This is a genomic window from Lentzea sp. NPDC036955 (assembly GCF_055608005.1).
Window position 1 is genome coordinate 97,552 of record NZ_JBVJRC010000002.1, and the last position, 13,518, is coordinate 111,069.

Sequence of the window (13,518 nt, forward strand, 5' to 3'; positions counted from 1 at the left end):
ACGCGCGTCGATCACGTGACCGCGTGCCTGGCCCGGCCCCCGGTCAGCCCGTGATCCGCAGTCCCCGGCGCAGCGCGTCCAGCTCGTCGGTGAACATCCGCCGCGAGACCTCCGCGCTCTCGACGAGGCTCGACCCGTGGAACGTGCCGGGGTAGAGGCGCAGCTCGGCCTGCACCCCCGCGTGCGCGAGCCGGCGGGCGTACTCGATGCCCTCGTCGCGCAGCGGGTCGAACTGGCAGACGGTCACGAACGCGGGCGGCAACCCGGACAGGTCGGTGGCGCGGGCGGGCGCGGCGTAGGGCGAGACCTCCTCGGCACCACCGAGGTAGCTGGCCCAGCTGAAGATCGCGTTGGGCCGGTTCCACAGCGGCGTGTCCACGTAGTCGCGCATGGACTCGGTGTCGAGGCGGTCGTCCAGCTCGGGGATGCCGAGCAGCTGGAAGCACAGCGCGGGCCCGCCGCGGTCGCGGGCCAGCAGCGCGACCCCGGCGGACAGCCCGCCGCCCGCGCTCTCCCCGGCCACGCCGATGCGCCCGGGGTCGACGCCCAGCTCGGCCGCGTTGGCCGAGAGCCACCGCAGGGCCGCATAACAGTCCTCGACCGGTGCCGGGAACGGGTGCTCCGGTGCCAGCCGGTAGTCCACCGACACGACCACGACGCCCAGCTCGTCGACCATGCGCAGCACGGAGGAGTGGAACATGTCGAGGTCGCCGACGATGAACCCGCCGCCGTGGACGTAGAGCAGGCCGGGTACGGGCTGCGCGTCCCTGGTCGGTGAGTAGACCCGCACCGGCACGTCCGGCGCGCCGTCGGGTCCCGGCACGGTGGTGTCGCGGACGTCGATCGCGTTCACCGGTTCGTACGTCGGCATGGCGGCGAGGAGCTCGGACTGCCTGGCGCGGGCGGCCAGCAGCTCCTCGTGGTCGGTGAACCGCAGTGCGGGCAGCATGTCGAGCCAGGGCAGCAGTTCCGGGTCGATGGCGTAGCTCATGCACCGATCATGGAGCCGTTCCAGCTCCGGCGGCAGCCGACACGTGGCGGGGGATCGGCGCTCCGGGACAGCCAGGTGGCGGATCGCCCGGTGCGGCCGTCCCGCGGGGCTATCGTGACGGGATGAAGGGCCTGCTGCTGCGGCTGTCCGGGTTGGACGCCGATGCCGAGAACGCCGTGCGGGTGATCGGGTTCTTCGACCGCCTGATCACCGAGCGCTCCGGCCTCGACACCCTGGTGCACAGCACGGCCGAGCTGGCCGGCTGCCCGGTCGGCCTGCGGGCCCCCGGCCAGGGCCTGGTGCTGCGCGCCGCCCCTGGCACCGGCGTGACGGCCGCACCGGCTCCCGCACGTGCAGCGGTCCGCGCACTGGAGGGCGGCGCCGACGTGTGGGTGGCCCGCGAGGGCGCGCCCGCGCCGTTGGACGACATGCTGCTCGAACGGTTCGCCATCGCCGCCGCCGTGCTGCTGGACCACTCCAGCGTGCCGTTGCCCGAACTGGGCGATCCCGCGCTGGTGGAGCTGGTGCTCTCGGAGGGCGCCGGCACGGCGGAGCGCTCGCGGGCGCTGCACCTGCTCGGCATCGCCGCCACGAGCCGGTTGCGGGTGCTGGCCACCACCGGCGACCTGCCGGGGCGGTCGGTGGTGCTGGGCAGCGTGCGGGCGGTGCTGAGCATGGACGTGCCAGCCGCCGACGTGCCGGCGGCCGTCGGGCTTCCGGGCGTCGCCGGGGCGCCTGGGGTTGCAGGGCTGCCGGGTGCTGTCGGGCTGCCGGGCGCCGCCGGGGTATCAGGCGCCGTCGGGGTGCCGGGTGCCGTCGGGGTGCCGGGTGCCGTCGGGCTGCTAGGCGCCGCCGAGGTGCCGGATGCCGCTTGGGCGCCGGGCGTTGCAGGGCTGCCGGGCACCGCAGGGATGCCAGGCGTCGTCGGGCCGCCGGATGCCGCCGGGGTGCCGGGTGCCGCCTGGGCACCGGGCGTTGCAAGGCTGCCGGCCGCAGCCGGGGTGCGGGTCGGCGTCGGGCCGGTGGTGCCCGCGATCGAGGCGGCCCGGTCGTGGCAGGACGCGCTGAAGGCGTTGCGGTTCACCGCGGACAGCGAACCCGTGGTGTGGTGGGACCGGCTCGGCGGCCTCGCGCTGGTGGCCGAGCGAGTCGACCGGGACGACGTCGCCGCGCTCGACGACGTCCGCGCACTCGACCGGCTGGCCGCTGTCCAGCCCGACACGCTCGCGGCACTGGACGCGTTGTGCGCCACCGGATCGGTGCGCAAGGCCGCCGCCGTGCTGCACCGCCACCACAGCACCATGACCGTCCGGCTGGCCCGCGCCGAGACGGTGCTCGGGTTCGAGGTCGACTCGGCGGGCGGGCGGTTTCGGCTGCACCTCGCGCTGCTGCTGCGCCGGTTGCGGGACAACGGGTCCGGCTGATCCGGCAGGCGCACTCCCTGCGCCCGCGGTCGTCCCGCTGCCGCTGGGCGGTCAGCCGAAGAACTCGGTGAGCGCCCGTGCCACGAAGTCGGGCTGCTCCTCGGCGAGCCAGTGGCCGGAGCCGTCGACCCGCACGACCTGGAAGTCGTTCGCCACGGCCGGCAGCGCGCCCAGGAACTGGTCGTAGGACGAGACGGACGCGAGGCCCAGCACCGGCGGGACGAGCTTGGCGTAGGTCTTGCCGTCGGCGATGTCCTGGTGGAACGCCTGGTACCAGCCGTTGCTCGCGCGGATCGCGTCCGGTGAGTTGTAGGACCGCGCGTAGATCTGGCGGGACCGCTCGTCGATCGCGGCCGGCGTGAACGCGGTGTTCGCGAACAGCCAGTCGGCGAGGTGGCGGAACCGGCCGGCGAGCAGCTGCTCCGGCAGGGCCTGCACCTGGTTGAACGCGAACCACCACAGGCTGAATCCGCCGGGCGGCGGGAGCAGCGGGATGTGGTAGAAGCTCTCGTCCGGGTGCAGCACGTCCATGAACGCGACCTTGTCGACGGCTGCGGGGAAGTTCGCGGCGAACGCGAACGCGACCATGCTGCCCAGGTCGTGGCCGACGACGTTGACCTTGCTGTACCCGAGCGCGCGCACCAGCTCGTGGATGTCGGTCGCCATCGTCTTCTTGTCGAACCCGGACTGCGGCTTGTCCGAACCGCCCATGCCGCGCAGGTCCACCGCGATCACCCGGTACCGGGCGGCCAGCGCGGGCATGATCTTGTGGTAGAGCCACCACGTCTGCGGCCACCCCGGCAGCAGCACCAGCGGCTCGCCGCTGCCACCCGTGACGTAGTGCAGGCGGACGCCGTTCACCCGCGCGTAGTTGTGCTTGAACCCGGGCAGGTTCGGTTCCGCGTGCTTCGCCCCGGCGCCCTCCGCGTTCGCGACCCCGGTGCCCGCGACCCCCGTGCCCGCGGCGAGTGCGGCGCCCAGTGCGAAGACGCCGCGTCTGTTCAACTCCATCGTCCCTACCCCCACATCCCGTTGCTCGGCGCGGACATCCGAACAAGCGGCGCTTGAAGACCGGTGGAACCGGTCAGTGCGCGTGGAGGTCCTCGGCGCTCCACGGCGGCAACGGGTCGTCGAACGCGGCCCAGCCGGCCGGGTCCGCCAGCTCGGCATCGGTCAGCAGGGCGGGGTCGAGGACGCGGCGCGGCTCGTTGGGGTCGAGACCGACACCGATGAACACCAGCTCCTGCCGCGGCCGCTCGTCGCCGGTGAGCAGCTGGCCGGGTTCGAACGTGAGGTTGGGACCGGCCTGCGACCACACCGCGAGCACGTCCCGCCGGGTGGCGATGTGGCAGAAACCCTTGCTGCGCAGCGGTGTCCGCCAGTCCATCAGCGCGGCCAGCAACCGGCCGGGGTGGAACGGCCGGTCGGCGCGGTAGGTGACCGACCGGATGCCGTACTCCTCGGTCTCCGGCGTGTGGGTGCCCGCGAGCTCCTGCGCCCAGCCGGGGGACCGGGCCGCGGTGACCGGGTCGTAGCGGCCGGTGTCGAACACCTCGGTCAGGTCGATGACGCCGCGCTGGGTGTGCAGCAGCCGTGCGACCGGGTTGAGCCGCTTGAGCAGCGCGTTCACCGTCGCGAGCTCTTCGGCGCCGACCAGGTCCGTCTTGTTGACGACGATCAGGTCGGCGAACTCCACCTGGTCCACGAGCAGGTCCGAGATCGTGCGCTCGTCCTCCTCCGCGGCGGCCAGGTCGCGTTCGTCGAGCCGGTCACCCGCCTTGAGCTCACGCAGGAACCCGGCCGCGTCGACCAGCGTCACCATCGTGTCGAGGCGGGCGTGGTCGGACAGACTGGTGCCGTCCTCGAAGGTCCACTCGAACGTGGCGGCCACCGGCATCGGCTCGGAGATGCCGGTCGACTCGATGAGGATCGAGTCGAACCGCCCCGACCGCGCCAGCTCGCCCACGCTCTCCAGCAGGTCCTCCCGCAGCGTGCAGCAGATGCAGCCGTTCGTCAGCTCCACCAGCCGTTCGGTGGTGCGGTCGAGCGTCCCCTGCCCGGCCACGAGCGCGGCGTCGACGTTGACCTCGCTCATGTCGTTGACCACCACCGCCACCCTGCGCTGCTCGCGGTTGGCGAGCACGTGGTTGAGCAACGTCGTCTTGCCGGCGCCGAGGAACCCCGACAGCACCGTCACGGGCGTGCGCATCAGAGCTCCGCCTCCTCGTGCCACTCGCCGAACGGGTCCACGAAGTCGAGCTCGTCCGCCAGCGCGAGCTCCTCGTCCGTGACCACCGCGGCCGTCAGCGCGGCGGTGATCCGCGCCGGGTCCTTCGTGGTGATCACGACGAGTTCCTGACCCCTGTCCCGCGGCCAGGCCCCGAGGTTCCCCACCCGCAACCCGCCACCGGCCGACTCCAGCCACAGCGCCTCATCGGGCTGGCTCACCACCCACACCCGCCCGCGCGTGCGCACCACCCCGTCGAGCAGCACGTCCACCGCCTTGTGCAACCGCATCGGGTGGAACGGCCGCGCCTCGCTGAAGCACACCACCGACACCCCGTGCGCGGCGTGCAGCGGCGGCGCCCCGTAGAGCAACGACCCGAACCCGTCGTCGAACCCACCCCGCCGCGCCGTCGCGGGAATGGCGGCGAGCAACGCCGGCACGTCAATCCCGTCGAGCTGCTGCCGCGGCGCCAACGGGTTGAGCCGCTCCAGCACCGCCGCCGTCGCCGGGTCTGGTGCCGCGGTGAGCACCAGCGCGTCGGCGAACTCCGCCTGCCCGACGACGACCTGCGCCACCGTCCGCTCGTCCTCCGCCGCCGCACCCATGCCGCGCTCGGCCAGCGTGTCACCACCGGTGGCGTCGGCCAGCCACCGCGCCGGGTCGACGACGGTGAGCACCGCCTCCACCTCGACCTCGGTCGCGCTGAGGGCGAAGCACACCGCCTCCGGCTCCAACGCCGGGTCGAGGTGCACGACCACACGGGCGTCGAGCCCCTCCAGCAACGGGACCAGGTCCAGCCGCAACGTGCACGACACGCACCCGTGCGCCAGCTCCAGCACCGTCAACCGGCCGTCGACCCACCTGCGCACCACCCCGTCGGCGAGGCGGCTGAGGTCGTGCCGGACCAGCACCGAGTCCGGCGACGCCCGCCACACCTCGTCCGCCACGTCGTGCTGCGTGAACCCGGCTACCAATACGACCCTCGCTGCCATGGGTGGCAGCGTACATGACAATGATTATCGTTAGCACAAGTGGGTGGGGTGGGAGAGTGGTTGGGGCCGACGTGGGGTGGTTGGCTGCGCGGGCGAGTTGGGTGGTGTGGGGTGGGCGATGCGGTGGGCTGGGCGGTGCGGGTCGGCTGAGGGAGACGGGCTGGTCTGGGCAGCGCGGGTCCGCCAGGGAGCGCAGGCCAGCGCAAGCCGCCTGGCAGCGCAGGTTGATCTGGCGGCGCGTGCCAGCTGGGCAGGGCAGCCGGACGGCGGATCGGTTGGGCGGCGCATGCCAGCGGGCGTCGCGATCGATTGGGCAGCGCGGGTCGGCTGGGCAGCGCGGGTCGGCTGGGCAGCGCGGGTCGGCTGGGCAGCGCGGGTCGGCTGGGCAGCGCGGGTCGGCTGGGCAGCGCAGGCCCGCTGGGCAGCGCGGGTCGGGGGCGACGCAGGTTCGCTGGACGGCGCGGGTCGGCGCGTGCCAACTAGGCAACGTGAGCCCACGATCCGACGCGCGTCGGATCGGCGAGGCGGCGCGGGTCCGGCGGACACCATGAGCCCGCAGGGCAACACAGGCCGCTTGGCCAGCGCGACCGCGCAGACCAAAGCCGACCGGGCTCAGCCCAGCCGCATGATCGTCTCCTCCACCTCCTCACGCCGCCCGGTGGCGTACTCGACGTCGGTCCCCACCGCCTCGAAGCCCGCCTTCTCCAGCACCCGCCTCGACCCGGCGTTGTCGCTCGCCGCCCGCCCGTACACCGGCCGGACGGGCACGAGCTCCAGCAGCAGCGTTAACGCACGGCTGGCCACGCCCTGCCCCCACAGGCTGCGGTCGATCCAGTACGTGACCTCGGTGTCGCCCTCCAGCACGAAGCTCGCGACGGTGCCCGCGAACCGGCCGTCGGCCAGCACGGCGCGGTTCGTGACGTCGGGGCGCGCCAGGATGCGCTGCCAGTGCGCGTCGAAGGCCGCGCGGTCGTCCGGGTCGTCGGCGACGAAAGCGGCCATGCGCACCGACTCGGGATCGCGCATCAGCTCGAACAGCGCGTCCAGGTCGGACTCTTCGATCTCTCGCAACGTGACGTGGGGCATGGGATGACCGTAGCGACGAGCACCGACGAAAAACTCACGGCACGACCAGCACCGGCCAGTGGCCCGTGCGGATCAGCCGGGTCGCCACCGAGCCCGCGAAGCGGTGTCCCGCCTGCTGCGAGGCGCCGACCACCACCATGTCCGCCTGGCAGCGGTCGGCGCAGTCGCGCAGGGTGGTGAACGGGTCGCCGAAGGTCTTCACGAACGTCACCGGCACGTCCAGCTCCTCGGCGGCCGCCCGCACCTGGCCGCGCAGTTCGGCGTACAGGCCGGCCGTGGCCTCGTGTTCGAACACCGATGCCGCGCCAGGGCTCAGCGAGGCCAGCGTCGAGTGGCAGGCGACGAACGTGACGACCAGGCGGGCGCACTGGCGGCGGGCCGAGCCGAAGGCGAAGGCGGCGGCCCGCATGGCCGTGTCGGAGCCGTCCACGCCGACGAGGATGGTCCGCGCGGACGGCACCGGGCGGGGGCCGAAGTCGTCCTTGGTGGCTTCGAAGGTGTTGAGCGAACGGTCCACGATGTCACCTCACGACAGCGGTGTCGGCGTCCTTCTTCTCGAGGTCGATGGTCGTGCGCAAGGTGATCGGCTTCAGCAGCAGCGCCGCGACCACACCGACCACGGCCACGGCCGCGGAGATCAGGAAGATGTGGGCGGTCGCGTCGCCGTACACGGTGTGCACGACGGTCTGCACCTGCGGCGGCAGCGCCTGCAGGTTCAGGGCGCTGGTCTCGCCGGTCGACTGGCCCGCGGGCACGTGCAGCGCGGCGGACAGGTCGGCGGTGACCCGGTTGGCCAGCACGGCGCCCAGCACGGACACGCCGATCGTGCCGCCCAGCGAGCGGAAGAACGTGACCGTGGCGCTCGCGGCGCCCAGCTCCCGCAGCGGCACGGTGTTCTGCACCGCCAGCACGAGGTTCTGCATGGTCATGCCGACACCGATGCCGACCACGGCCATCGCGATGCCGACGATCCACAGCGCGGTCGCGTGGTCGACGAACCCGAGGCCCAGGAAGCCGAGCACCAGGATGACCGTGCCGGACACGATGTACGGCTTGACCTTGCCGGAACGGCTGATCATGCGGCCGGAGACGGTCGAGGAGACGAGCACGCCCGCCATCATCGGGATGGTCAGCAGGCCGGCCTCCGTGGGGGAGTAGCCGCGGCCGATCTGGAAGTACTGGCCGAGGAACACCGCGCCGCCGAACATCGCCATGCCGACCGCGAGGCTCGCGATGATCGCCAGCGCCGGGGTGCGCTGGGTGACGATGTGCAGCGGTACCACGGGTTCGGGCACGCGCAGTTCCACGGCCACGGCGGCACCGAGCAGCACCAGCCCGCCGCCCACCATCGCCGCGGTCTGCCAGGACAGCCAGTCGAACGAGTTGCCGACGAACGACACCCAGATCAGCAGCACGCTGACACCGGCGGCGATCAGGGCGGCGCCGAGGTAGTCGATCTTCACGTTCTGCCTGCGCACGGTCTCCAGCTTCAGCGTGGCCTGCAGCACGACGAACGCGAGCGCGGCGATCGGCACGGCCACCCAGAAGCACCAGCGCCAGCCCAGCCACGACACGTCCACGATCAGGCCGCCGAGCAGCGGGCCGCCGACCGTGGCGACCGCCATGACCGCGCCGAGGTAGCCGTTGTACCGGCCGCGCTCGCGGGGTGGGATGATCGCGGCGATCACGACCTGGACCAGCGCCTGCAGACCGCCGACGCCGAGGCCCTGGAACGCGCGGGCGGCGATCAGCTGACCGGTGTCCTGTGCGAAGCCGGACAGCAGCGACCCGATCACGAAGATCACGATCGCGGCCTGGACCAGCGTCTTCTTGTTGAACAGGTCAGCGAGCTTGCCCCAGACCGGGGTCGTGGCCGTCGCGGTGAGCAGGGTGGCGGTGACCACCCACGTGTACTGGGTCTGCGTGCCGTTCAGCGAGCCGATGATCCGCGGCAGCGCGGTGGACACCACCGTGGAGCTGACCATGGCCACGAACAGCGCGAGCAGCAGTCCGGACAACGACTCGAGCACCTGCCGGTGCCCCATCGCGCCGCTCTCTTGCGTCTTCACCCCGAGTCCCTTCGTCCCCTCAATTCTTGCGCGTCGTGCAAATTTGCACAATGGGCAACTTACTCCACGGCTAGTCTGGGTGCATGGAGACCCTCACCACGCTCCGCGCGCAGAAGAAGGCGGTGACGAGGCGGTCGCTGGCCGCGGCGGCGTTGCGGCTGGCGATGGAGCGCGGTCTGGACGGTGTGACGGTCGAGGACATCGCGGACGCGGCGGGGGTCTCCCGGCGCACCTTCTCGAACTACTTCGCCGGCAAGGAAGACGCCGTCCTGGAGGCCGAGCGCGAACGGACCAGGGCACTGGTCGCCCTGGTCGCGGCACGGCCGGCGGAGGAGGAGCCGTGGCCGGCCTTACGCGCGGCGACGGCCCGGCTGTACGCCACGTGGCCCGTGCCCGACCTGGAGTGGATGGCCCAGCTGCGGATGCTGCGCAGGCACCCGTCGCTGCTCGCGCGGCAGGCGGGCGACCAGGTGGCGGTCGAACGGGACCTGACGGAGGTGCTGGTGGCGCGCGGCCCCGACCCGGAGCTGGCGCGGCTGACGGCGGCGACGTTCTTCGCGGTCCTGCGCACCGGCGTCGCGCTGTGGCTGGAGGGCGCGGACGAACCGCTGCCCGACCTGGTGGACCGGCTGCTCGGCCGGTGCGGGATCAGCTGCTGAGCGGGAGGCCGCAGCCCGGAACGGCAGCGCCGGACGGGCCCGAACCGGCGCTGCCGTGCCTGCCGGTCATCCGGATGGCGAAGACCCGCATTCGACTGAACCGCCGGTGGGACGGACGGGACAGGGGGCGATCCCGTCCGTCCCACCGGCGGTCACGGCATCAGTCGAGGTCCAGTTCGTACAGCTCGCTCAGAGAAGTGGCCCATGCGCCGGCGTCGCCGCCGTTGCCGCCGTGGCCGGTGTCGCCGCCGTTCGTGACGCTCGTGTTGACCGCGTCGCCGGTGTCACCGGTGGTGGTGTTGCCGGAGTGGCCAGAGCTCACGTCGGCGATGCAGTTCGCCTTGTGGCACATCACGATCGCGCTGTTGTCGCCGGTGTCACCGGAGTCACCGGAGTGCCCGGAGTTGCCCGAGACGGCGATGTTCTGGCTCTCGGCGTCGCCGCCCTCACCGGACGGGGCGCCGTGACCGCCCACGGCAACCGCGGTGGCGTCCGAGTCGTTCGCCGAGCCGTGGTCGTCGTCCTCCGACCCGGTCGCGGTCGCGCTCTCCGCGATGGCCCCGGCGTCGCCGCCGTTGCCGCCGTTGCCCGTGTCGCCGCCGTTGGTGGCGCTGAGGTTCACGGCGTCGCCGGTGTCACCGCTGCCGGTGTCGCCCGAGTCGCCGGAGGACACGTCCGCCGCGCAGTCGGCCTGCACGCACATGATGATCGCGCTGTTGTCGCCGGTGTCACCGGAGTCACCGGAGTCACCGGAGTGACCGGAGAGGGCGATGTTCTGGCTCTCGGCGTCGCCGCCCTCACCGGACGGGGCGCCGTGACCGCCCACGGCGAGCGCGGTGGCGTCCGAGTCGGCCTGGCCGGTGTGGTGGTGACCGTGGCCGTGCGGGTGGTGCCCGTCCTCGTCCTCGGCGTCCTCGTCGTCCTCAGCGGCCACAGTGGACGGTGAAGCGTGGTGCAGCAGCATCTCCCCGGCCAGCGGGTGTGCGCCGCCGCCGAACCAGTACGGGTGGAACGCGGCGACGTCCGCGGAGGCGGGCCCGCTCGCGAGCACGAGCCCACCGGCCACGGCGGCGGCCAGCAGACCGCCCTTGAGTTTCTTGCGCATTGTCTTCCTTCCTTGACGACAACTGCCTTGGAACGTGATGTCGTTTCGGATGTGCGGGACACAGCATGGGAACCACGTCCGCGCAGAGCCCTCCTCTCGACGGAGCACCGTGACTCCCGGGGTGGGAATAACCGTGCCGGAGGGCGGAAAACATGCTGGTCAAGCGATAGCTGAACGGGCGACACGCGCTGATCGTGCGTTGATGTACCGGCCACCTGAAGGGGTGTTAGACCTCGTGCGGGGTAACTGGATCGGCTGACCGCGTCACCAGCCGTCCTCGTCGTTGCGCTCGCCGGGTGCGTGCACCCGCCACCGCACGCTGGTGACCGACGGCTCCAGCGACAGGCGGCTGACCGCCGACTCCATCTGCTTGTCGTCGCGCTGTTCGGCGCTCAACGCCGCCCGCACCTCGACCAGGCCGTCGCGGCCGGCGTTGGTGCTCTCGATCGACTGCAGCGCGAAGTCGGTGCGCGACAGGGCCTGCACGAGCAGCGTGCGCACGTGGGCCTCGTCGTCGTCCCTCGTGACCGCGAGGAAGGTGTAGGTGGCCGGTGTCTCCTCACCGGTGTCCGGGCGCCGGTCCAGCACCCGGCCGAGCGGGCGGAACACCAGGTGGACGGCGACCACGGCAACGGTTCCGGCCACCGCCATGAGGTGCAGGCCGGCACCCGCGAGCGCTCCGACCGCGGCCGAGCACCAGAGCGTGGCGGCGGTGTTCAGTCCGCGCACGGTGAGGCCCTCGCGCAGGATGACACCGCCGCCGAGGAACCCGATGCCGGACACGATCTGCGCGGCGACCCTGGTGGGGTCGGCGGTGCCGCCGGTGAAGCCGTGCGCGGACAGCAGCACGAACAACGTCGCACCGGCGGCGACGAGCGCATTGGTGCGCAGCCCGGCCATGCGGGCGCGGTACTGGCGCTCGATGCCGATCAGCGCACCCAGCCCCACACCCGTGCCCAGGCGCAGCAGCATTTCCGCGGTGGTCATCGTGCGGCCTTCCTCCGGTCGCGGCCAAGGCCACCGGAGTATCCGATGTGGACGCTCCACGCGGCCACCCCTCCTGCCCGATGCGCCACCAAGGGATGATCTTGAACGCCGCCGGGAACTTTCCGGCGGCCCGCGGGTCCCGTGCGGTGGGACCGCTACCGGTACAGCGCCGGCAACGCCTCCGCGAGCTGCCGCAGGACTTCCGGCTCTGACGCGGCGAGGACGTGCAGCACCTCTGTCCAGTTCGGAGCGGTGAGCAGGGCGGCGAGCTCGCGGCGGGACGGGGGAGCGGGCACGTCCGGGGTGCCGGTCAACGCGTGCCGCAGGACATCGAGCGCGGCGGGCACACCGTTACGAGGATGCCAACCGCCGCAGGACCTCCGCCAGGGTGTCCGGGCTCGTCGCGAAGTTCAGCCGCACGAACGCCGAGGTGTCCACGCCGGTGCCCGCGCTGAACTCCGCGCCCTCGCTGAGCTTCACCCCCGGCGCGGCCGTGCCCTCGAACCACGCCAGGTAGGTGGCCTCCGGCGGGTGGTAGCGCCGGTCGGGCCCCAGCCACGCGGTCACGGTGTCCCGGTTGCGCCGCAACGTCTCCAGCAGCTCCGCGAGCCACGGGTCGCCGTCCTGCCACGCCGCCACGGTGGCCGCCCGCCCCAGCGTGTTCGGCGTGCCGAAGTAGTCGAGCGGTGCCGCGTCGAGCGCCCGGCGCAGGGCCGGAACGCCGATGTGCGCCACCGCGCAGCGCAGGGCGGCGATGTTGAACGCCTTGGTGGCCGACGTGGCGGTCACCGTGCGCCGGGCCGTCTCCGCGCTCAGCGACGCGAACGGGAGGTGCCGGTGACCGGGGTGGGTGAGGTCGGCGTGGATCTCGTCGGACAGCACGACGAGGTCCAGTTCCTCTGCCAGTGCGGCGATCCCGGTCAGCTCCGCGCGGGTGAAGACCCGGCCGGTCGGGTTCTGCGGGTTGACGAGCACGAGCAACCGGCACCCCGTCCCGCGCAGCACCTCCGCGTCGAACCGCCACCCGTCCCCGGTGTGCCGCAGGGGGATCGGCACGACCCGGCGGCCGGCGCGCCGGATGCTCGCGAGGAACGGCGGGTACGTCGGCACGTGCAGCGCGACGCCGTCACCGGGTGCGGTGGTGTGCTCGATGACGACCTGCAGCACCTGGATGAGGTCGCTGAACACCCTGGTGTGGCCCGCCGACGGCGTCCAGCCGTAGCGCGTGTGCATCCGCTGTTCGAACGCCGCGACCACCGGGTCGCCGGAGGGCCAGTGCGGGTAGCCGAAGTCCTCGCGCTCGACCTCCTGCCACAGCCGGGCCTTCACCGCGGGCGGGAGGCCGAAGTCCATGTCCGCGACCCACGCGCCGATCGTGCCCGTGGGCAGCGAACCCCACTTCACGCCCGAACCCGACCGCAGCCGGGACTCGTCGATCCGGTCGAAGCTCACGCGGTGCCCCGTTCGACAACGGCCCGCAGCATGTCCACGTGACCGCGGTGCTGGGCGAGCTCCTCGTACACGTGCAGCAGGGCGGCGCCCTGGTCGAGCGGGAGGCCGGGGCCGAGGAAGTTCGAGTCGGGCTCGGCCTTCAGCGGCGCGCGGAAGTCCGCCTGCCGCACAGCGCGTTCCAGCGCGGCCTTCGTGCGGCCGACGCGGGCGAGCAGCGGCTCGACCGGTCCGGTGGCGACGAACTCGGAGTCGCGGTCGCGGTGCGCCGGTCGGCCGGTGACGAGCTCACCCGCCCAGTAGTCGACCACGCCGCAGCAGTGCGTGAGCAGGGCGTACGGGCTGCTCACGCCGGGAATGGGCGTGCGGTTCGCGCGCTCGGCTCCGAGGTCGCGCACGGTCGCGGCCATGCCGTCGAGGGCCTGGCCGGTGAAGTGGAGGTACTGCTCGACAGTGATCATCAGTTCGCGTCACCTTCTCAGATGGTGACGCGAACGTTGCCGGGCACCCGCGTCACCTGTCAAGATGG

The 13,518-nt window shown here is 72.5% G+C and carries 14 protein-coding genes; 2 read left to right on the forward strand and 12 right to left on the reverse strand.

What is annotated here, in order from left to right:
• Positions 1-43: 43 nt before the first annotated feature.
• Positions 44-991, reverse strand: coding sequence for an alpha/beta hydrolase (locus ACZ7CF_RS05515; protein WP_360384602.1), 948 nt, complete (start codon positions 989-991; stop codon positions 44-46).
• Positions 992-1,113: 122 nt separating this feature from the next.
• Here ACZ7CF_RS05515 and ACZ7CF_RS05520 point away from each other — a divergent pair, with 122 nt between their 5' ends.
• Positions 1,114-2,415 carry a helix-turn-helix domain-containing protein gene (locus tag ACZ7CF_RS05520; protein WP_470368942.1) on the forward strand — a complete coding sequence of 434 codons (1,302 nt, stop codon included), beginning with the start codon at positions 1,114-1,116 and terminating at the stop codon, positions 2,413-2,415.
• A 51-nt stretch (positions 2,416-2,466) separates the two neighbouring features.
• Here the strand turns inward: ACZ7CF_RS05520 and ACZ7CF_RS05525 are convergent, their stop codons facing one another.
• From ACZ7CF_RS05525 to ACZ7CF_RS05550, 6 genes are all read right to left on the reverse strand, one after another.
• On the reverse strand, positions 2,467-3,426 hold the full coding sequence (locus ACZ7CF_RS05525; RefSeq protein ID WP_360384598.1) for an alpha/beta fold hydrolase: 960 nt from the start codon (positions 3,424-3,426) through the stop codon (positions 2,467-2,469).
• Between the two features lie 73 nt (positions 3,427-3,499).
• Complete coding sequence (locus ACZ7CF_RS05530; protein WP_470368943.1) at positions 3,500-4,624, reverse strand: GTP-binding protein; 1,125 nt, start codon at positions 4,622-4,624, stop codon at positions 3,500-3,502.
• Positions 4,624-5,634: a CobW family GTP-binding protein gene (locus ACZ7CF_RS05535; protein ID WP_470368944.1), complete on the reverse strand. Its 1,011-nt coding sequence runs from the start codon at positions 5,632-5,634 to the stop codon at positions 4,624-4,626. Before ACZ7CF_RS05535 ends, ACZ7CF_RS05530 begins: the two co-directional genes overlap by 1 nt.
• Positions 5,635-6,246: 612 nt before the next feature.
• Positions 6,247-6,720, reverse strand: a complete 474-nt coding sequence (locus ACZ7CF_RS05540; protein ID WP_470368945.1) for a GNAT family N-acetyltransferase — start codon at positions 6,718-6,720, stop codon at positions 6,247-6,249.
• 34 nt (positions 6,721-6,754) lie between these two features.
• Entirely contained in the window at positions 6,755-7,237 is a 483-nt protein-coding gene (locus ACZ7CF_RS05545; RefSeq protein WP_360384590.1) for a universal stress protein, read from the reverse strand.
• Positions 7,238-7,241: 4 nt separating this feature from the next.
• A complete protein-coding gene (locus ACZ7CF_RS05550) occupies positions 7,242-8,765 on the reverse strand; it encodes an MDR family MFS transporter (RefSeq protein WP_470369330.1) in 1,524 nt (507 codons plus the stop codon).
• Between the two features lie 107 nt (positions 8,766-8,872).
• On the opposite strand from ACZ7CF_RS05550, the gene ACZ7CF_RS05555 reads away from it, so the two are divergent.
• Positions 8,873-9,448, forward strand: coding sequence for a TetR/AcrR family transcriptional regulator (locus ACZ7CF_RS05555; protein WP_458432704.1), 576 nt, complete (start codon positions 8,873-8,875; stop codon positions 9,446-9,448).
• Positions 9,449-9,608: 160 nt separating this feature from the next.
• Here the strand turns inward: ACZ7CF_RS05555 and ACZ7CF_RS05560 are convergent, their stop codons facing one another.
• The 5 genes from ACZ7CF_RS05560 to ACZ7CF_RS05580 form a co-directional block, all read right to left on the reverse strand.
• On the reverse strand, positions 9,609-10,553 hold the full coding sequence (locus tag ACZ7CF_RS05560; RefSeq protein WP_360384586.1) for a hypothetical protein: 945 nt from the start codon (positions 10,551-10,553) through the stop codon (positions 9,609-9,611).
• A gap of 264 nt (positions 10,554-10,817) precedes the next feature.
• Entirely contained in the window at positions 10,818-11,540 is a 723-nt protein-coding gene (locus ACZ7CF_RS05565) for an MgtC/SapB family protein (protein ID WP_360384584.1), read from the reverse strand.
• Positions 11,541-11,695: 155 nt separating this feature from the next.
• Positions 11,696-11,887 (reverse strand): hypothetical protein, encoded by a 192-nt coding sequence (locus ACZ7CF_RS05570; RefSeq protein ID WP_470368946.1) that lies wholly within the window; start codon positions 11,885-11,887, stop codon positions 11,696-11,698.
• A gap of 4 nt (positions 11,888-11,891) precedes the next feature.
• Positions 11,892-12,992 (reverse strand): MalY/PatB family protein, encoded by a 1,101-nt coding sequence (locus ACZ7CF_RS05575; protein WP_470368947.1) that lies wholly within the window; start codon positions 12,990-12,992, stop codon positions 11,892-11,894.
• Positions 12,989-13,450, reverse strand: coding sequence for a mycothiol transferase (locus tag ACZ7CF_RS05580; protein ID WP_470368948.1), 462 nt, complete (start codon positions 13,448-13,450; stop codon positions 12,989-12,991). Before ACZ7CF_RS05580 ends, ACZ7CF_RS05575 begins: the two co-directional genes overlap by 4 nt.
• Positions 13,451-13,518 lie beyond the last annotated feature (68 nt).

Excerpts from the sequence above, each read along its gene's own strand:
- ACZ7CF_RS05530 (WP_470368943.1), bottom strand. The coding sequence starts at position 4,624 with ATGCGCACGCCCGTGACGGTGCTGTCGGGGTTCCTCGGCGCCGGCAAG.
- ACZ7CF_RS05580 (WP_470368948.1), bottom strand. The coding sequence starts at position 13,450 with ATGATCACTGTCGAGCAGTACCTCCACTTCACCGGCCAGGCCCTCGAC.
- ACZ7CF_RS05520 (WP_470368942.1), top strand. The coding sequence starts at position 1,114 with ATGAAGGGCCTGCTGCTGCGGCTGTCCGGGTTGGACGCCGATGCCGAG.
- ACZ7CF_RS05525 (WP_360384598.1), bottom strand. The coding sequence starts at position 3,426 with ATGGAGTTGAACAGACGCGGCGTCTTCGCACTGGGCGCCGCACTCGCC.
- ACZ7CF_RS05560 (WP_360384586.1), bottom strand. The coding sequence starts at position 10,553 with ATGCGCAAGAAACTCAAGGGCGGTCTGCTGGCCGCCGCCGTGGCCGGT.
- ACZ7CF_RS05550 (WP_470369330.1), bottom strand. The coding sequence starts at position 8,765 with ATGGGGCACCGGCAGGTGCTCGAGTCGTTGTCCGGACTGCTGCTCGCG.
- ACZ7CF_RS05555 (WP_458432704.1), top strand. The coding sequence starts at position 8,873 with ATGGAGACCCTCACCACGCTCCGCGCGCAGAAGAAGGCGGTGACGAGG.
- ACZ7CF_RS05515 (WP_360384602.1), bottom strand. The coding sequence starts at position 991 with ATGAGCTACGCCATCGACCCGGAACTGCTGCCCTGGCTCGACATGCTG.
- ACZ7CF_RS05535 (WP_470368944.1), bottom strand. The coding sequence starts at position 5,634 with ATGGCAGCGAGGGTCGTATTGGTAGCCGGGTTCACGCAGCACGACGTG.
- ACZ7CF_RS05565 (WP_360384584.1), bottom strand. The coding sequence starts at position 11,540 with ATGACCACCGCGGAAATGCTGCTGCGCCTGGGCACGGGTGTGGGGCTG.
- ACZ7CF_RS05540 (WP_470368945.1), bottom strand. The coding sequence starts at position 6,720 with ATGCCCCACGTCACGTTGCGAGAGATCGAAGAGTCCGACCTGGACGCG.